Annotated in this window: 15 protein-coding genes and 1 pseudogene; 3 read left to right on the forward strand and 13 right to left on the reverse strand. The window is 73.4% G+C overall.

Features of this window, described 5'->3' with window-relative positions; all coding sequences use genetic code 11:
* The 6 genes and pseudogenes from E6R62_RS08540 to E6R62_RS40250 form a co-directional block, all read right to left on the reverse strand.
* Positions 1-199, reverse strand: a pseudogene (locus E6R62_RS08540) (cytochrome ubiquinol oxidase subunit I); the annotation flags it as partial.
* Positions 200-365: 166 nt separating this feature from the next.
* On the reverse strand, positions 366-1,496 hold the full coding sequence (locus tag E6R62_RS08545; protein ID WP_136212726.1) for a site-2 protease family protein: 1,131 nt from the start codon (positions 1,494-1,496) through the stop codon (positions 366-368).
* Positions 1,497-1,607: 111 nt separating this feature from the next.
* Complete coding sequence (locus E6R62_RS08550) at positions 1,608-2,195, reverse strand: hypothetical protein (RefSeq protein ID WP_136212727.1); 588 nt, start codon at positions 2,193-2,195, stop codon at positions 1,608-1,610.
* Between the two features lie 104 nt (positions 2,196-2,299).
* On the reverse strand, positions 2,300-3,379 hold the full coding sequence (locus tag E6R62_RS08555) for an SCO0930 family lipoprotein (protein ID WP_240801552.1): 1,080 nt from the start codon (positions 3,377-3,379) through the stop codon (positions 2,300-2,302).
* Between the two features lie 158 nt (positions 3,380-3,537).
* Entirely contained in the window at positions 3,538-4,977 is a 1,440-nt protein-coding gene (locus E6R62_RS08560) for an NADH-quinone oxidoreductase subunit NuoF family protein (protein WP_306432412.1), read from the reverse strand.
* A gap of 5 nt (positions 4,978-4,982) precedes the next feature.
* A complete protein-coding gene (locus E6R62_RS40250; protein ID WP_206308689.1) occupies positions 4,983-6,032 on the reverse strand; it encodes a hypothetical protein in 1,050 nt (349 codons plus the stop codon).
* A gap of 540 nt (positions 6,033-6,572) precedes the next feature.
* Here E6R62_RS40250 and E6R62_RS08570 point away from each other — a divergent pair.
* Positions 6,573-7,724 carry a CdaR family transcriptional regulator gene (locus tag E6R62_RS08570; RefSeq protein ID WP_306432413.1) on the forward strand — a complete coding sequence of 384 codons (1,152 nt, stop codon included), beginning with the start codon at positions 6,573-6,575 and terminating at the stop codon, positions 7,722-7,724.
* 36 nt (positions 7,725-7,760) lie between these two features.
* Here E6R62_RS08570 and E6R62_RS08575 read toward each other — a convergent pair whose 3' ends face one another.
* The 3 genes from E6R62_RS08575 to E6R62_RS08585 form a co-directional block, all read right to left on the reverse strand.
* Entirely contained in the window at positions 7,761-8,600 is an 840-nt protein-coding gene (locus E6R62_RS08575; RefSeq protein WP_136212729.1) for an RNA polymerase sigma factor, read from the reverse strand.
* A gap of 139 nt (positions 8,601-8,739) precedes the next feature.
* Positions 8,740-10,152 carry a DUF1996 domain-containing protein gene (locus E6R62_RS08580; protein ID WP_136212730.1) on the reverse strand — a complete coding sequence of 471 codons (1,413 nt, stop codon included), beginning with the start codon at positions 10,150-10,152 and terminating at the stop codon, positions 8,740-8,742.
* Positions 10,153-10,161: 9 nt separating this feature from the next.
* Positions 10,162-10,860: a DUF4142 domain-containing protein gene (locus tag E6R62_RS08585; RefSeq protein WP_306432414.1), complete on the reverse strand. Its 699-nt coding sequence runs from the start codon at positions 10,858-10,860 to the stop codon at positions 10,162-10,164.
* Between the two features lie 362 nt (positions 10,861-11,222).
* On the opposite strand from E6R62_RS08585, the gene E6R62_RS08590 reads away from it, so the two are divergent.
* Positions 11,223-12,761: an alpha/beta hydrolase gene (locus E6R62_RS08590; RefSeq protein WP_136212731.1), complete on the forward strand. Its 1,539-nt coding sequence runs from the start codon at positions 11,223-11,225 to the stop codon at positions 12,759-12,761.
* 78 nt (positions 12,762-12,839) lie between these two features.
* Here the strand turns inward: E6R62_RS08590 and E6R62_RS08595 are convergent, their stop codons facing one another.
* Entirely contained in the window at positions 12,840-13,529 is a 690-nt protein-coding gene (locus E6R62_RS08595; protein WP_136212939.1) for a TetR/AcrR family transcriptional regulator, read from the reverse strand.
* Positions 13,530-13,644: 115 nt separating this feature from the next.
* Here E6R62_RS08595 and E6R62_RS08600 point away from each other — a divergent pair, with 115 nt between their 5' ends.
* Positions 13,645-14,583 (forward strand): SDR family oxidoreductase, encoded by a 939-nt coding sequence (locus tag E6R62_RS08600; protein WP_136212732.1) that lies wholly within the window; start codon positions 13,645-13,647, stop codon positions 14,581-14,583.
* Here E6R62_RS08600 and E6R62_RS08605 read toward each other — a convergent pair.
* The 3 genes from E6R62_RS08605 to E6R62_RS08615 all read right to left on the reverse strand — a co-directional run bounded on the left by E6R62_RS08605 (position 14,543) and on the right by E6R62_RS08615 (position 18,365).
* Complete coding sequence (locus tag E6R62_RS08605; protein ID WP_136212733.1) at positions 14,543-15,835, reverse strand: MFS transporter; 1,293 nt, start codon at positions 15,833-15,835, stop codon at positions 14,543-14,545. The genes E6R62_RS08600 and E6R62_RS08605 overlap by 41 nt on opposite strands.
* Positions 15,832-16,245 (reverse strand): PaaI family thioesterase, encoded by a 414-nt coding sequence (locus tag E6R62_RS08610; RefSeq protein ID WP_136212734.1) that lies wholly within the window; start codon positions 16,243-16,245, stop codon positions 15,832-15,834. The genes E6R62_RS08605 and E6R62_RS08610 overlap by 4 nt, the downstream gene beginning before the upstream one ends.
* A gap of 77 nt (positions 16,246-16,322) precedes the next feature.
* Positions 16,323-18,365, reverse strand: a complete 2,043-nt coding sequence (locus tag E6R62_RS08615; RefSeq protein ID WP_136212735.1) for an NADPH-dependent 2,4-dienoyl-CoA reductase — start codon at positions 18,363-18,365, stop codon at positions 16,323-16,325.
* Positions 18,366-18,579: the final 214 nt, after the last annotated feature.

Consider the following 18,579-nt stretch of genomic DNA (forward strand, 5'->3'; position numbering starts at 1 on the left):
TCTGCATGCCCGGCCGTGCCAACTCCGCCCGCAACAACAGGGCCAGGACGCCGCCGATCACGAAGAAGACGAACGAGGAGATCAGATAGAGGTGCCCGATCTTCTTGTGGTCCGTCGTCGACAACCAGGACACCACGACCTTCCCGACTGATCGCCCCTGCGCGGGAACGGGCGTGATCGGCTCGGTGACAGCGGCCATACGGTATCCCCTGGATCATGTCGGACGGTGGTTGGTTCGGCCGGGCGCGGACGACCGGGTCGGGCCGGCCACCCGTTCCACCTGTCTACTGCCCCGAGGGACACCACGCCCGGCGGCGGGACGGCGCGTACGGGTGAAGTGGGGCCGCGCCCCGCCGTCCACCGCCTCAGAGCGGCTTCCCGCCGCCCAGCGCGTGGCGGCGCATCAGGCGGTTGATGTCCTTCGCCGTGACGATGCCCACCAGACGGTCTTCGTCCACCACGAGGAGGCGGGGCCCGGTGGCCATGCCGAGCCGGTCGAGGGCCTCGGTCAGGAGGTCGTCGGGCGAGGCGACCGCGCACCGCGACAGCGGGGTCGCCACCTCGCGCACCTGGGTGGTGTCGCGCAGGGGGCCCTGGACCGCGGCCAGTCCGCGCAGTTCGACGACGCCGCTGGGACGGCCCTCGAAGTCGAGCAGCGGCACGGCGGAGTGGTGGGACGGGAGGGCCACCTCGTCGATGAAGCGGCCTACGGTCAACCAGTCGGCGCCGGTGGTGACCGGGCTGGTCATGGCGTCGGCGACCCGGAGGCCGCGCAGCGCCGTGCCCATGACCGCGCGCTGACGTTCCGCGCCGGCCACGACCATCACGAAGAGGCCGGTGAACACCAGCCACAGACCGCCGGAGGAGCCGCGCAGCAGCGAGACCCAGCCCGCGCCCATGAGCAGGACGCCCAGCACCTGGCCGCTGCGGGACGCGGCCCGCTCGGCGCGTTCGCGGTCCCCGGTACGCCACCACAGCACGGCCTGGACCACCCGACCGCCGTCCAGCGGCGCGGCGGGCAGCAGGTTGAACACCCCGAGGGCCAGGTTCACCCAGCCGAGCCAGCCGAGGACCGCGGCGGGCACGGCCCACCCCGGTAGTCGGTCCAGGCCGATGCCGGCGCCGAGGGCGGCGCCGCCGATGACGAGGCTGGTGAGCGGACCGCTGACGGCGACCGCGAAGGCCGCCGACGCGCTCTGGGGGCGACCCATGCGGGTCATCCCGCCCAGGGCCCACAGCGTCACGTCCTGCACGGAGATCTTCTTGCGCCGGGCCATCGCCGCGTGCGCCGCCTCGTGGCACAGCAGGCTGGCCATCAGGAGCACGGCCCCGACGGCGCTGGCGAGGGTGTACACGGCGTTCGAGTGCCCCGGCGTCCAGAGGGGGAGGGTGCGGCGGCCGAGGCCGTACGCGAGGAAGACCGCCAGCAGCGGCACGCTCCAGTGCATGCGCAGCGGTACGCCGACCACGCGCCCAACGGGGACCGAGCCGTTCATGGGTCTCTCCCGCCGGCCCGGCGGCCGGTCCGCCCGGGCCGCACCGCGCGACCCGTACCCCGCGGACCGGACGGCCGGGGCCTCACCTCCAGTGTCCCTCTCGGCGCCGACCTATCCCGGGGACGATTGCGACGACGGCCCCGTGGGCGGGGCGTGCCCGGGATCGTGCGAGGGGTCCATCGGCGAGGCGTCCCCGGGCCCGGGGACGCCGTGCCCGGCATCGCCGTGCGAGGCGTCCATCGGCGAGGCGTCGCCGGGCCCCGCGTCGCCGTGCCCCGGGCCGTGGGCGTCGCCGGACTCCACCGTGCCGCCCAGGCGCTCCCGTAGCGGCGCCAGGGCTTCGGCGGAGGCGGCGGTGACCACCCACCGGTCGCCGACGAGGTAGGTGCCGCCGTACGCGCGGGACTCCTTGAGCCACTCGCGCTGCCCCTCGTCGGCGGTGAAGGTGGCGATCCGGTACCCGGTGGCCCCGGCCCCGCACGCCCCTTCCCTCAGTTCCTCGGCGTCGACGGTGATCTCGGCGGTGCAGCCGAGGGCCCCGGCCAGGTCCTGGACGGTGACGTGGCTCGCCGCACGCGTGGCGGCGGCCGGCCGGGCCTTCGCGTGCCCGGTCGCGCACCCGCCGCACAGCAGGGAGGCGAGCAGCACGGCCACGCAGGGCGCCACGTGGCGGGCGGTGACACGGGATGGTTGCGGCATGTCTCCCTCACAGGGTCGGCTCACAGGCTCGGGATCGCAGGGTGGGGCGGGGCTCGCGGGGGTGGGGCGGGGCGTGCCGGCCGGACCCGCTCGGACGACACGACCTAGCGGTCGCCGGGGATCTTCTTGCCGGCGTCGTCCACGGCGAACCAGAGTCCCTGCTTGTTGTGCCCGTTGGTCTGGCCGGGCTGGGTGTCGCCGGTGAACAGGTAGACCGGCCAGCAGTCGATCGTCAATTGCTGCGATCCGTCCGGTCGCTTCACCGAGCCGACGAGCTTTTCCGCGATTCCGGACACCTTCGTCTTGTCCACCGGGGCGGCGGGCTTCCAGGTGTCCAGGCAGGCGTCGAGGCAACCGAATTTCATCGGCCACGCACTGTCCTTGTTGAATCGGTACAGGGTGCGTCCCTGGCCGTCCACGAGGATCTTCCCGAGTTTCGCGTCGGTGGCGACGGAGAGTTCGGTACCGGATTTGGCGTTCATGTCGCCCATGCCGCTTCCCATTCCGCTGCCCATTCCGCTGCCCGTTCCCGCGCCCGTGCCGCCGGTGGCGGGCGTGCCGGGTTTTTGGGCGCCCTTCTGGTCGACGGCCTTCTTGCCGTCGGCGGCCAGCGCGTGCCAGGTGCCGCCGACGCCCTCGCCCTTGGCCTCGCCGGCCTGGGTGTCCTTGGCGTAGCGGTACACGGGCCAGCCGCCGAGGGTGAGCTGCTTGCTGCCGTCGGCGCGGGTGACCTCGCCGAGCTGGGCGGCGTCGATGCCCGCCGCGGCCGAGACGTCCGCCGCGGGGACCGGCGGCCAGGCGGTGGCGCAGTCACCCGAGCAGTTCGAGGTGGGGGGCTTGGCGGTGTCCTTGTCGAACCGGTAGAGGGTGAGGCCGGCGCTGTCGGTGACCACGCTGCCGACGTTCGCGACGTCCCGGACGGCGAGTTGACCCGCCCTCGCGGACGTGGCGGCCGCCGCGTCGCCCCCGGAGCCGTATCCCGCGCCGGCCGCCGGGTCCGCTCCGGCGCCTCCGGAGCCGTATCCGGTGTCGTATCCGTTTCCGAGGGCTTTGCTGTCCCCGACCGGCTGTACGGAATTTCCCGCGCGGCCGGCGTTCGACCCTCCGCTCCCGCATCCGACCGCCAGTACCAGTACCGCCATCACCGATCCGGCGGCGGCCGCCCCACGACGCTTGTTGTTCACGGTTGCTCACTCCCTGTGTTTCCATTCGGCGTTTTCTCTTCCTGGGTCATTCATAAGGCTTGGGAAGCCTGCCGAATTCGAATGGACGGGAATTTGTCAGATCGCGCCAAAGGCTGAACCGGGGCCGGCCGCAACCGTTCACGGCTTTCGCGGCGCGCTCATTCCTGGATGCGCAGCGCCAGCGCCGGGCAACGGCGGACGGCGCGCAGCGCCTTGGGCCGCAGTCGCCCGGGGACCGGCATGACCCCCTGGGCCGGGTAGCCGTCGGCGTCCAGCCGGACGATGTCGGGCAGCAGGTCCACGCACAGCCCGTGGCCCTTGCACAACGTCCAGTCCACGACGAGCCGTTCGGGGCTCTCGTCGGCCGGCAGGGGCAGGGCGCCCAAGGCGCGCCGCCCACAGCCGCTGCCGAGCGCGTGGTCGCGGAACTCGTCGGGGAACACGGCCAGCGCGGAGGCCACGAAGGCCGAGGTGCCGTCCGGGTGGCTGCACGCCCCGCGGCCGAGCACCGACCGCATCCGCGCCTGGACGGCTTCCAGCGCCGCCCGTCCCCCGCCGCCGACGAGGGCGTCGACCGAGTCTGCGAGAGAGGGCAGTCCGCGCGCGCACGGCCCGCACTGTCCGGCGGACTCGTCCGCCATCCAGCGGGTGACGCGGGCGACCTCCCCGGCGGGGCAGGTGTCGTGGGGCAGCGGCAGCACGGCGCCCGCCCCGAGTACGGCGTCGTACGAGGCGAGCGAGCGGCGGGAGAGGGCGGCGGAGCGGGCGGCGGCCGGGGCCAGCCAGCGACCGTGGTAGCCGCCGACCAGGACGCCCTGGCCGGGTTCCGATCCGCAGAGGTCCAGGACGTACGCCAGGGACGTCCCGGTCGGCACTTCGACGACCGTGGCTCCCCCGACGGTCAGCATGACGGTGCCCGGCTCGTCGTCGAGGCCGGCCATCCGATACTCGGCGGCCCCGAGTCGTGCGGCCACGGCGAGTTGGGCGTAGGTCTCGGTGTTGGACAGCAGGGTCGGCAAGCCGCCCAGGCCCCTGTCGCTGGTGCGCACCTTCTGCCCGGACGGCAGCGCCGGTCCGCCCGCGATGCCGTTGATCAGGGCGGTGCCCTCCCCCGTGACGAAGCGTTCGGGGAGCCGGGCCACGCGGACCCGACGCTCCGCCGGGTCGCGCTCGGCGACGGCGGCGCGCAGCGAGCCCTCCACGTCGTCCCGGGTGACGCCGATGACCACCTCCTCGGCCCCGAGCGCGTCGGCGGCCAGGAGCGCGCCGTCGAGCACCAGGTGCGGGACGTGCAGCAGCAGGGCGGTGTCCTTGAGGCAACTCGGTTCGCCCTCACTGCCGTTGACGACGACGGCGGTCCGGCCGTCGCGTCCCCGGGCGGAGCGGATGACGGCGCGGAGTTTGCGGGCGAAGGGGAAGCCCGCCCCGCCCCGCCCCTTGAGGTCCACGGCCTCGGCCAGGTTGGCCAGTTCCTCGACCGGGTAGCGGGGCAGCGGCCCGTGCACCGCGAGGTGCCCGGCGAGGTCGAGGCGGGCGGCCAGGTCGAGCCCGGCCAGCAGTCGGGGCAGGCCCACGCACCCGAGGGCGGGGCGGGACACGCCGGTCACTGGCGCCCCCGCGCCCCGCCGAGCGGTTCACCGGGTCGGTCGGCCACGCCGAGCCTGCTCGGTATGAACACGGTCGGGGGATACGGCTGGGGGTCGTAGGCGGGCGCGGGGTTCGGCTGCGCGGGGTAGGCCTGGGGGGCGTACGAGGGCGCCGGGTACGGCTGCGCGGCCGGCCGGGACGCCGTCACCGGACCGGAACCCGCCCCGGCGGTGGTCGACGGCTCGCCGAACGGGTCGGGGCGCGTCGCACCGGCGGCCACCGGCCGGCCCTGCCGGGCCAGCCGGGCGGTCAGCCGAGCCGCCGCCCATTCGGCGGGCTTGCGCACGAAGGGCAGCGGCGTGCGCGGCGGCCCCTGCCCGGGGACGCGGGGCGGTGGCGGCGGCGCGACGGGCGGGCGGGCCGGGAGCGCCCGCAGCCGCGCGCGCATCCGGACCACGAGTACGGCGGCGACCCCGACCAGGCAGAGCCCGTACGCCACGGTCACCCAACCCGCGGCGGCCCGACCGGCCTTGAGGCCGTGCACCAGTGACGCGCCCCACGCCGGGTACGCGCCCACGTGCAGGGCCCGCCACCACAGTGAGCGGCCTTGGGTGGCGAAAGCGCTGCGGGCCGCGCCCGAGACCGCCACGGCGACGAAGAGGTACCCGGCGAGCGTGCCCAGGCCTATGAGGACGGGCCGGTCGCGGTCCGCGAACGGCAGGAAGGCGGACACGGCGCCCGTGTGTGCCCGCGCGATCTTGATCCAGATGTGCAGGGCGAGGAAGGCCAGTCCGGCGACGGCGAGTCCGCGGTGGACGCCCTGGGCGACGAGCCGGTGGCCCGACGCCAGGAGCGTGCGGTCGGTGGCGGCCAGGCCCCACAGGACCGTGGAGGTCAGCGAGACGAGCGAGAGGACGCCCGCGCCGTAGTCCAGGAAGTCCCACAGTCGGGTGAGGGCGCCCGCCTGGACCGCGACGGTCAGCGAGACCAGACCGGCGAGGGCGGCCGCGGACAGGGCGCCCGGGTGCAGCCCCCCGGCGGCGGACAGCAGCGGCGGTCGGCGCACGGCACGTCGCCCCGCCGCCGCGGCGGCCGTACCGGCGTGGCGTCTGGTGCGGCGGGCCCGGTGAGAGCGTGGCGTACGGGGTTGGGGCAGGGGCATCGGGTTCTCCCATACGCCCGGGCCCGAGCACTCCACCTCGCGCTCGGCGCCCGGGGCAGTCGTCGGAACTGCTCCGCGGCGGGCGGGAGATGACGCCTCACCGACCGGGGAGCGGGGGCCGGAGTGCAGAAGCATCGTGGAGCTACGCAGCACCTCCACGGGATTTATCGAAACGTGATAATTTCTGGCGCCCGCGCAGTCATCGCATCGAACATCCCCGGAAGATTCCCTTCCAGTGGTGCGGTCACGACGAGGTTCACACCTTGTCCGCCGCCACACCTCCCCGACGGCAAAATCAAGGCAAGGTCGCGGGACTGCAAGTGGATGGCACGCTCCTGGAGGGAGTACGAGGCGCTCGACTCCCCTGCCGGCACCGACGCCGACGGGGAGGAAGGCGGCCCCGACAGGCTTGTCACCCTCCCACGGGGCAGGCCATACCCCGGCATGAACGAGGTAACAATGTGCGAACTGCTGAACCGCATCTGGTCCCGCCCCCGCGGCGAATGGACCCGGGTCCTGCGAAGGGAACTGCCCGCGCTCGCCGCGGGGATCGTGGAGGAGCTCCGGGAGGGCATTCCCGGATTCCGCGAACTGATCGCGGACACCGACGAAGAGGTGGTCAGACAGCGGGTGGAGGCGGCGCTGCTCACCGCTCTCGGGTACCGGGAGCCCTGCCCGCCGCCGGAGGAGGAGCGGCCGCCGGAGACCTCGGCGCCCGACCGCGACCCTTCGACGAGTGGCCGGTTGGTCCCCCTCAAGGCCATCCCCTCACCGCGCTCCGAGGCCTACGGAACCGCGGCCGAGCGCGCTCGGCGGGAGCTGTTCACCGGTCTTACGGCTGACATGCCCATGTCTGAAATTGCCCTGTCGGAACTGGCCGCGACGGCCGGATGGCCGCTGCCGGCCACCGTACGGGCCGTGGCGCCGGCAACGCCCGGCGAGATGCAGCAGTTGGCGGGCGTACTGGACGACGCGCTCACCGGAATGGTCGGCGGGCAGCCGTGCCTGCTGGTCCCCGCCCCGGACCCGGACGCCCGGGGACCGTTGGAGTGCGCCTTGCGCGGGCGTTTCGCCGCTGTCGGACACCCCGTCGCACTGCGCGACACCGCCTCCTCGCTGCGCTGGGCGCTGCGCCTGTTGAACCTGACCCCCGCCCGGCCGGGCGCCGAGGTCCGCGCCGTCTTCGTGGACGACCACCTCTCCACCCTGCTGCTGCTCCAGGACGAGCCCTTGGCCCACGCGCTGGCCGCCCGTTGGCTGCGACCGCTGGCGGACCTGACCCCGCGCCAGAGCGAGCGGCTCGAAGTGACCCTGCTCGCCTGGCTGGAGGGCGGCGGCGCGCCGGAGGCGGCCAAGGCGCTGAGCGTGCACCCCCAGACGGTGCGCTACCGCATGCGGCAACTGGAGAAGCTCTTCGGAACGGGTCTGCGGGACCCGCGCACCCGCTTCGAACTGGAGATGGCCCTGCGCACCCGACGGCTGATGGCGCAGGTACGGCGCCAGCACTCGCGGGTGAGCCGTCGGGCGCGCGTGGTGACCGCCGAGTTCCGGCCGCCGCTGGGCGCCGGTCGCATGGCCCGGGTCAACGGCCTGTAACCCCCGTCCGCGGCTTGCGACCCCGGCCGCTCCCCGTCAGCGCGGGGAGGGGCCGGGGTCCGACGCGTGTGCGGCCATGCTCGCGTCGAGGTCGAGCAGTTCCGCGTACGCCCGGGAACAGGAGCCGCATCCCGCCAGATGGCGACGCAGTCCGCCGGCGCGGGGCAGGCTCCGACGCCGGACGGCCGCGCCGAGCATCGGGGCGTACGGCCGGCAGCGCGCGTCGCCGGTCGCCGCCGGGCCGAGGTGGGCGTACAGGTAGGCCTCGCGCAGTCCTTCGCGGGCCCGGAAGGCCAGCGAGGTCACGGCGCTCGGGGTGATCCCGAACAGCGACGGCACCTGGTGACGGCAGTCGTCCTCGACGAGCGTGTGCCACAGCACGGCCTTCCAGCGCGCGGGCAGCGCGTGGAAGGAGCGGGCGGCGAGCCTGCGCTCCTCGTCGGACAACAGCCGCTGCTGGGGGTCCTCACCGGAGGGTCCGGGCGCGCACCAGGATTCGACGTCGGGGGTCAGGACGGTCAAGCCGTCACCGGTCCGCCATTCGATGGCGGTGTGTCGGACCACCGCCAGCAGGTACGGGCGCCACTCGTCCCGGGGACCGCCGCCGGCCCGGACGGCCTGGAAGGTGCGGACGAAGGCCTCGGAGACGAGGTCCTCGGCGTCCTGCGGGGCACGACAGCATCCCCGGGCGCACGCCAGGAGGGCGCCGCGGTGGCGCCGGTACAGCAGGTCGCAGACATCGGCGTCCAGGACGCCGCGGGCGTAGGACCGCCGCAGGCGCCTGGTGAGTTCCCGGTCGCCGGGCGGGACCGGGTCGCCGGACGGGGCCCGGTGGTCGGGTGGTGCACCGGCCGTGGTGCGGTGAGAGCCGGACATGACGATCGCTCCTCGATGACGTCGGGGCCGGCCGTCGCGGGGCGACGGCACGACGCGGTGCCGGTCCGAAGTCGGCTTCGGACCGGCACCGCTCTCGGGGCGACGCGGGGAGGGGGAGGGGGGCGTCGCCCCGAGGGTCTCAGCGGCAGGCCCGCCCGCCGTTGATGCAGCGCACGGCGCCGGCCATCAGTCCGTCGGACATGACGTTGATGAAGTCGCCGTGGTCGGTCACCGGCTTGTGCAGCTGCTCGGGGAAACTGTCCACGGCGAACCGCGCACCGGGCGCGACCGCGTAGGTGATCCGCTGCACGAGTTGCGGGATGGCCTTGAACCCGCCCGGGCACGACCCGTCGCGACGGGCGAAGGCCACGTGGGTGCGGTGGTTGGCGCTGTCTGCGTTCTTCCCGTCCCAGCAGCTCTGGAAGGTGAACGTCCGTACGACGTCGCTGCCCTTGGGGCAGATCGGGTACTTGTCCTTCAACTGGCGGTCCTCGAAGCCGGTGCAGCTCCAGGAGGCGTTGGCGTTGGTCGGGCCGTTGGTGAAGGCCTTCGCGTCACCGGTGATGATCCGCATGAAGCGCGGCATCGCGGTCACCGGCCCGGTGGCGCTGCCCTTGAAGTCGATCGTCACCTGCTTCGGCTTGAGGATGGTCCCGACGTTGGCGTCCTGGCCGCCGCCCGGTGCCTTGGCGTCCTGCTCCGCCCGGCCGTCGCGCAGGCGCAGCACCGGCCAGTAGTAGGTGGACTGGTCGCCGTTGCCACAGGTGGTGCCCGACGCGGCGAGGCTGTTGTTGGTGGAGAAGGCGTCCGTCGTCTTGTTGCCGACGTAGTCGTGCATGTGGTGGGCGCCGTTGCCCACGCCCGGGGCGACGATCACGTTGTCCGGGTTGAGGTGGCGGTTCTCGTTGCGTCCGCACTGGACGGAGAAGGAACCCTTGGAGGCCCTCGCCTGGGGCGCGGGGGTGCGGACGTTGGGCTTCACCGTGCCGATGACGACGAAGTCGGAGCGCGCGGGGCCGCTGCCCTTGTTCCGGGCGAGACCCTGCGCGTCGGCGCCTTGCGCGCCGCTCCCCTGCGCGCCGGCCGGAGCGGCCGCCTCGGCGGCGGTGTCGGCGGCGTCGGCGGCCGGGGCCTGCTTCATCGAGCAGCCGCTGAGCCCTTCCAGGCCCGCGGGGCGCGTGGTTGACCGCCCGATGGCGTCGGCCATGGCGGTGATGGTCTGCCGCCGTTTGCCCTGCAACTCCCCCAGCAAGGTCTTTCCTTGCGCCCGGCCGGTGGCGAGGCGCTGGTAGGAATCGGCGATCTGGGTGTCCAACTGGGCGAGGTCGCGGTCGACCTCGGCCCGTGCGGGGTCCGGCACCTCGCGGAGCCGGTCGCCGACGTCGGGGCAGTCGATGGTGGCGGTCACCGGCGCGCTGCGCGCGGAGTCCTGCCCCGCGGAGGCCGCCTGCTCGACGACCACGACTCCGCCGGCACCGAGGACGAGGGCGGACACGAGGGCGAGGGCCTTGTGGGACGGCCTGAGTCGGCGTTTGTGGCCCGTTGGGCTCATGCGATCACTTCACTTCGTCGGTCGGGGAACGGTGGAAGGGGCGGGCGAGACGTCCGCCAGGCCGTCGAAATCGACGAGGCCGCTGGCTTCGAGGATCGTGATGTGGTCCAACACGGTGGAGTTGGCGTCCGTGGCCAGGTCCCGCACCATCGAGTTGCGCGTCTGCGCGCGGACTTGCGCGACGAGGGCGAACACCTTGCCGTGCGCCCGGCGCAGCAGTTGGACGAACAGTCGCTCGTATTCGTTGCCCTGGGCGCCGGCCAGCTGGTCGAGCCAGCCCTGCTGTTGGGCGCTGGGCCGGTCGGGCAGTTCCACGCCGAGGGCCGCGCCCACGGCCCGGACGTGACGGTCGAGTTCGGTGTGGCCTTCGATGAGGTGCTGGCCGGCGGTGCGTACGGCCGGCCGCGTGGCCCGTTGTTGCGCCTGTCGGCCCGCGGGAAGCTCCCACAGGCCCGCGAGCCGCACCTTGCGGACGAAGTCCCGGTCCTGGGGCGTCAGCGGCCCGAAGGCGGTGCTCATCGTTCCGGCGCCGTCGTCGTCGCCGGAGGGGGTGGTGGCGGCCGCGGCCGTGGTGCCGCCGAATTTCTGCACGGGGATCAACAGCGCGACCAGCGTGAACGCGAGGGCGCCGATGACGATGAGCGTCCCCATCACGTGTCGCGAGGCGACCGACATGGCGGCGACGTTCGACCGGCGGAATGACAGCACAGTGCCTCCTTGCTGCGTGGGCAGGGAGGGGCGGCATGACCTGAGTGTCCGGTGGCCACGCCGTGTGCACCCGAGCTCCCTGGGTGCCAAGGGACGCTAGCGCCAGTCGGGGTGCCCGTTCGGAAGGACCATCACGAACGGACAAAGATCCGGGCAACTCCTCGAACGGCTGGTACGGTGCCGCGTTCGACCTCTGTGTCGCGCGACCCCAATGTCATTGGCGTGTCCGCCAGTTGTCCGGATTTGCCATCGTTCGCGGGGAGTAGGGTGACCGGCCCTTCCGGAGGATTCGACGCCGGGCCCCTGTGCCACAGGGTGGACGGGACCACAGCCCCGTCGAAAGGAACGGCCTTACTGTGCGCATGAAACGCCTCACGCCGCTGCTCGCCGCAGCGGGCCTGGTCGCCACCGCCCTCCCCCTGCTCACCGCGCCCGGCGCCTCCGCCGCCCCGGTCGCCGACTTCGTGGCGCGCGCACCCGCTTGGCACCGGTGCGCTCCCGACCGACCGGCCTCGTACGAGTGCGCGACCATCAAGGTGCCGCTGGACTACCGACGCCCCTCGGGGCGCACCATCGACCTCGCCATATCCAGGATGAGGAGCGAGAACCCGGCGAAGCGGCACGGCGTGATGCTGTTGAATCCGGGCGGTCCGGGCGGCCCTGGGCTCGACTTGCCGCTCATGATGAACGAGCAGATGCCCAAGGAGGTCCGCGAACAGTACGACCTGATCGGATTCGATCCGCGCGGAGTCGGCGCCAGCAGCCCGGTCAGTTGCGGACTGCGACCGGAGGAGGAGAACATCCTGCGGCCGTACCGGCCGGAGGACTTCCCCTCCGACGTGGCCTGGGCGCGGAGCGTGGCCGACAAGTGCCGCGAGAAGGCGGGGTCGGTGCTGCCCTTCATCACCACGCGCAACACCGCACGGGACATGGACGCGATCCGTTCGGCACTGGGCGAGCGGAAGATCTCGTACCTGGGCTACTCCTACGGGACCTACCTGGGCGCGGTGTACACGCAGATGTTCCCGGCCCGCACGGACCGCTTCGTGCTGGACAGCGGCGTGGACCCGCAGCGGATCTGGCGCGGCATGTTCCAGGTGTGGGCGAGCGAGGCGGAACCGGCCTTCGCGCGCTGGACGCGGTGGACCGCGCAGCGTTCGGCCGAGTACGGGCTCGGTGACACTCCGCAGGCGGTCTCGGACACGTTCTGGGCGCTGGTGGCCCGGGCCGACAAGGACCCGATCCCCCTCGACGGCATGAAGTGGACGGGTGACGACATCCGGGCGCGACGGGCGCTCTTCTTCTACCCCGCCCAGGCGGCCCCCGCCGTCAGGGCGCTCAAGGACGCGGCCGACGGCAAGCCGGCGGCGCTGTCCCCGGCGCAGCGGAAGCTGCTGGTTCCGCCTTCGGGGCCGGCCTCGGACAACGGCACGGCCGCGATGCTGGCCGTGGTGTGCGGCGACACGGAGTGGCCGCGCTATCCCGAGCAGTACGAGCGGGAGACGGTCCGGGACAAGGCGCGGTACCCGCTGTACGGGGACTTCACGTCCGGGATCAAGCCCTGCGCCTTCTGGTCCAGGCCGATCGAGGCCGCCACGCCGATGAGGACCGGGGCCCCGGTCCTGACCGTGCAGAACGAGTCGGACTCGCAGACACCCCTGGTCAGCGGCCAGGGCCTGCACCGCGCGTTGACCGGGTCGCGGATGGTGCTGGCGCAGGGCGGCGAGGGTCACGGCGTGTACCTGATCGACCCCACCTCGTGCGTCACCGCGCCGGTCGGCGCGTACCTCACCACGGGCCGGCTGCCCGCGCGGGACGTGACCTGCCGTGGCGTCCCGGGCTCGGCCGAACGGCGCGCCGCCTCGCCGGGCCCGTCCCTGCCGTCGCCGTTCCTGTTCTGACCCTCCGTCCCCTCCGCACGCGATAGGCCCCCGACGCCTCCGACGGCGCGGGGGCCTTCGTGTGTGTACGGGGACGCCTCAGGCCGGTCGGGAGGTCCGCGCGCGCGCCAGCAGCCCCGAGAGCAGCACCTCCAGCGTCTCGCGCAGCGTGGGGGCGAAGTCGACGCACAGCGCGGCCAGCGACGGGTCGGCCTCGTAGGCCGCGCGCAGGGCGGCGGAGGGTTGGGCGTTGGCCCACACGGCGCCGATGACCATCGTCGCGGACACGACGAACCGGAAGGCGTCCTCCTCCCCCAGCTCCGGCAGGTGGGAGGCGATCTGCCCGGCGAGGGTCGTCGCACTCTCCAGGGCGGCCCGCTTGTAGGCCACGGCGACCTGCGGCGAGACGTTGTGTTCCAGCACGGCGGCCTGGGCGCTGATCAGATCGCACAGCACCGGGCGGACGGCGAGGGCCTGTGCGAGGCAGTCGGCGACCCGGTCGGCCCGCTCGGCCGCGCCGGCGCCCTCCACCGCCCGGGCGAGCGCGCCGTCGAGGTGGTCCACGAGCTCGCGGGAGGCGGCGGCCAGGAGTTCCAGCAGGACGGCCTCACGGGACTCGAAGTAGCGCAGCACGTTCGACTTGGCGAGGCAGACCCTGCGCGCGAGTTCGTTCAACGTCACCTGGGCGACCGGCATCTCGGTGAGCATGGCGGCCGCCGTGTCGAGGATCGCCCGGCGGCGGGCGGCGCGCTGTTCCTCGCTGCGGGCGCGCTGGAACTTCGTGGGCAGAGTCACGCGTCCAGCGTACAGACCTGCGGTCTGTTGTTATCAGACCAGCGGTCTGCTAACTTCGGGAGAAGCATCAGACCGACGGTCTGTTATCGCGCCTCCCGAGGAGTACGCCATGTACGCCGTTCCCGACCAGTCCGGAAAGCTCGCCGTCGTCACCGGCTCCAACAGCGGAACGGGCAAGGAGGCCGCGCGCCGGCTCGCCGAGGCCGGCGCCCGCGTCGTGCTCGCGGTGCGGACCCCCGCCAAGGGCGAGCGGGCCCGCGAGGAGATCCTGGCCCGGCATCCGCACGCCCGGGTGGAGGTGCGCCGGATCGACCTGGCCGACCTCGCGTCGGTCGCCGCCTTCGCCGACGCGTTCCTCGCCGACGGCGTCCCGCTCGACCTGCTGGTCAACAACGCCGGCCTGATGGCCCCGCCGACCCGGATGACCACCGCCGACGGCTTCGAGCTCCAGTTCGGCACCAACTTCCTCGGCCCGCTGGCGCTCACGGTCCGGCTGCTGCCCGCACTGCTCGCGGCGCCCGCCCCGCGCGTCACGACGATGAGCAGCGCCACCGCCGACTTCGGCAGGATCGACCCGACCGACCTCCAGTGGGAGCGACGGCGCTACGTCCCGATGCTCGCCTACGCCCAGTCCAAGCTGGCCGACCTGATGATGGCCCGCCACCTGGCGGTCCTCGCCGCCGAGCAGAACTGGCCGCTGCGCAGCACCGCCGCCCACCCCGGCTACACGAAGACGAACCTCCAGACCGCCAGCGCGAGCCTGGGCCGGGGCAGGCCCTCGCGGTTGCACGGCCTCGTCAGCGCCGTGGACTTCCTCCCGAAGCAGGAGGTCGGCCCCGGCACGGAACCGCTGCTCTACGCCGCCACCAGCCCGGACGCCACCGCCGGCGCCTACTACGGGCCGAGGGGGCTGTTCGGCCTGGTCGGGCCGGCGGGCGAGTCCCGCATCACCCGGCGCGCCCTGGACCCCGCCGCCAACGCCCGGCTCTGGGCCGTGGCGGAGCGCCTCACCGGCGTGGGCCCCGCAGTGGCCGCCGCAGCCGGCTGAGCGGCGCCACCGGGGGCGCCGTCCCGGCGCGGGGGCCGCTCGCACGCAGCGGGGTGAACAGTCCCGCGCCGAAGATCAGCAGGCAGAACGCCCCGCCGGCCAGGCTGACGGCGGGGACCCCGTGCCGGTCGGCCAGCGCGGTCAGCACGCCCGCGCCCACCGGGCCCGAGGCGTTGTGCACCGTCCAGAAGGCGGCGGTGACCCGGCCCAACATCGGCTGGGGGGTCACCTCCTGGCGGAGGGTCATGGAACAGACCCCGCCCAGGGTCAGTCCGAACATGAACAGGGCGGCGAGGGCCGCGACGACCGGCACGCTGCGGCTCACCCCGATCCCGGCGAACGACACCGCGATGGCGACGATCGAGCCCAGCCAGCAGACGCCGAACCCCAGGTCGCGGCGCAGCCGTCCGGCGGTGAACGCGCCGACGAGCGTGCCCAGCGCGCTCGTCGCCATCACGTAGCCCAGGGTGGTCGAGCCCTGGTGCAGGTCGCGCTCGACCCGGAAGATCAGCAGGTCCGTCGCGCCGACGGTGACGAAGGTCAGCAGGGTGAGCAGGACGGTCAGCGGGCGCAGCAACGGGTGCGTCCACAGGAACCGGAACCCGACCACGAACATCTCGCGCAGCACCCCGACCGCGCCCGGCGCCGGGCCGGCCGGCCGCTCCCGCCCCTCGTCGTGGCCCGGACCGAAACGGACGAACACCAGGCTGACGGAGGAGATCAGGAACGTGACGCCGTCCAGCCCCAGCGCCCAGGCGGGCCCCACGCCGGCCGCGACCGCCCCGGCGATCCCCGGTCCGAGCAGGGTGCCCAGGGCGAAGGTGCTCATCAGCCGCCCGTTGGCGCGGGTGAGGTCCTCGGGCGGCGCGAGGTGGGGCACCGCCGTCACGTAGGCCACGTCGAAGAAGCTCTTCAGCGCGCCGACCGGCGCGGTCAGCAGGTACAGCAGCCAGAGGCGGGGACAGGCCGACCAGAGGAAGGGCACCGCCCCGAGCAGCAGGGCCCTCGCCAGATCGCAGACGATCATCAGCCGACGGCGGTCCACCCGGTCGACCACGTAACCGGCGAAGATCCCGGTCACCACCGCGGTGGCCGCCGACACCACCGTGACCAGGCCCATCCGGAAGACCGAACCCGTGGCCGCGAAGACCATCAGCGGCAGTGCGACGGCGGAGACGGACCCGCCGAGGACGGACAGCGCCTGCCCGAGCCAGAAGACGTTGAAGTCGCGGTCGCGGGAAAGGGAACTCACCCGAGCAGGGCGTAGACGGTGGAGGCCGTCGCGGCGGGTTCCGTCGAGCCCTCGGGGGTCATGGTGATGTCGGCGAAGGCCATCCGCTTGCCGAGCTTGGTCACCCGGGCGGCGACCGCCACGTCGGCGCCCAGGACCGGGCGCTGGAAGCTGGTGGACTGCTGGACGGTGGTCATCGGGCCGTAGCCGCCGCGGGCGGCGGACACGGCGATCACCGTCGCGGTGTCGGCGGCGGCCATCAGCGCCTGGCCCGAGAGCCCGCCGCCGTCCCGGGCCAGTTCCTCGGACCACGGCAGCCACAGCACGGCGTGCCGCTCGCCGGTCTCCCGGACGGTGAGGCCGAGGGCGAGCACCCAGGGGGCGAAGTTGTCGGCGAGGATCCGGTCGGCGTCTGCCGGTGTGAGGGTCATCAGGGGATTGTGGCGGCCCGCCGGGGGCCGCCACAACACCATTGCGCCGTCCGAAGGTTGGAACGGACGCTACCGGTTCACAGGCTCGCGGCGAGTTCCGTGCCCTGGCGGATGGCCCGCTTGGCGTCCAGTTCGGCTGCCGCGTCGGCGCCGCCGATCAGGTGGGCGTCGACGCCCGCGGCGCGCAGCTCCTCGTACAGGTCACGGCGCGGCTCCTGACCGGTGCAGAGCACGACGGTGTCGGCGGGGACCAGGCGCTGCTCGCCGTCGACGGTGATGTGCAGGCCCTCGTCGTCGATCCGGTCGTAGGTCGCCCCGGCCACCGAGACGACGCCGCGGTGCTTGAGCTCGGCGCGGTGGATCCAGCCGGTGGTGGTGCCCAGGCCCGCGCCGACCTTGGTGGTCTTGCGCTGGAGCAGGTGGACCCGGCGCGGCGGCGCGGGCCGCTCGGGGGCGACGAGGCCGCCCTGGCCGGTGTACGCCGTGTCGACGCCCCAGTGGCGGAAGTAGACGGCCGGGTCCTGGGAGGCGCCCTCGCCGCTGTCGGTGAGGAACTCTGCGACGTCGAAGCCGATGCCGCCGGCTCCGACGACGGCGACGCGCTCGCCCACCGGGGCGCCGTCGCGCAGGACGTCGAGGTAGGTCACCACGTCGGGGTGGTCGACGCCCTCGATGTCGGGGGTGCGGGGGGTGACGCCGGTGGCGACGACGACCTCGTCGTAGCCCCGGAGCGTCTCCACGTCGGCGCGGGTGTTCAGTCGCAGGTCGATGCCGTGGGCGGTGAGCCGGTTGCCGTAGTAGCGGATGGTCTCCGCGAACTCCTCCTTGCCGGGGATGCGGCGGGCGATGTCGAGCTGGCCGCCGATGTGTCCGGAGGCCTCGAAGAGGGTGACGGCGTGACCGCGCTCGGCGGCGGAGACGGCGCAGGCCAGACCGGCCGGGCCGGCCCCGACGACGGCGACCCGCTTCTTCAGCTTCGTCGGGGAGAGGACCAGTTCGGTCTCGTGGCAGGCGCGCGGGTTGACCAGGCAACTGGTGATCTTGCCGCTGAAGGTGTGGTCGAGGCACGCCTGGTTGCAGCCGATGCAGGTGTTGATGGTTTCGGAGGCGCCGGCGCGCGCCTTGTTGACGAAGTCGGCGTCCGCGAGGAAGGGGCGGGCCAGCGACACGAGGTCGGCGCGCCCGTCGGCCAGCAGTTCCTCGGCGATCTCCGGGGTGTTGATGCGGTTGCTGGTGACGAGGGGGACGGACACCGCGCCCATCAGCCGCTTGGTGACCCAGGTGTAGGCGCCGCGCGGGACGGAGGTGGCGATGGTGGGGATACGGGCCTCGTGCCAGCCGATGCCGGTGTTGATGATGGTGGCGCCGGCCGCCTCGACCTCCTTGGCGAGGCGGACGACCTCTTCCAGGGTGGAGCCACCGGGGATCAGGTCGAGCATCGAGAGGCGGTAGACGATGATGAACTCCTCGCCCACGGCCTCCCGGGTGCGCCGCACGATCTCCAGGGGGAAGCGGACGCGGTTCTCGTACGCGCCGCCCCAGCGGTCGGTGCGCCGGTTGGTGGCCGCGGCGATGAACTCGTTGATCAGGTAGCCCTCGGAGCCCATGATCTCGACGCCGTCGTAGCCGGCCAGCTTGGCCAGGCGCGCGGCGCGGACGAAGTCCTCCACGGTGCGCTCGACCTCGATGTCGGTGAGCTCGTTCGGAACGAACGGGCTGATGGGGGCCTGGAGGGCGGAGGGTGCGACCAGGTCCTTGTGGTAGGCGTAGCGGCCGAAGTGGAGGATCTGCATCGCGATCTTGCCGCCCTCGGCGTGCACCGCCTCGGTGATCACCCGGTGCTCGGCGGCCTCGTCCTCGGTGGTGAGGCGGGACCCGCCCTCGAAGGGGCGGCCGGCGTCGTTGGGGGCGATGCCTCCGGTGACGATGAGGCCGGCGCCGCCGCGCGCACGCTCGGCGTAGAAGGCGGCGAGGCGCTCGAAGCCGCCTTCGTGCTCTTCGAGGCCGGTGTGCATCGATCCCATGATCACGCGGTTCGGCAGGGTGGTGAATCCGAGGTCCAGGGGGCGCAGCAGGTGCGGGTACCGGCTCTGGGAGCTCTGCGGGGTCTGCGAACTCATGGGGGTGTGCCTCCTCGCGCGGGGGTGATGCACCTGTTCTAGCGAGGGGGGCAACGTTTTGCAACTAGGTGCATAACCGGTAAGGGGCGCCGCACCCCGGTATTGCCGGGCCCGGCGCCCCCGGCCGACGGGACCTGTGGCGCAGTTCACGCGTGGGAGGGGTGCCCGTCCGGCCGCGGTCGTACGGGCACCCGCGGCCGGCCGGCGACCGGGG

The organism is Streptomyces sp. A1136 (genome assembly GCF_004795055.1).
In the GTDB taxonomy this organism is placed as follows: Bacteria; Actinomycetota; Actinomycetes; order Streptomycetales; family Streptomycetaceae; genus Streptomyces.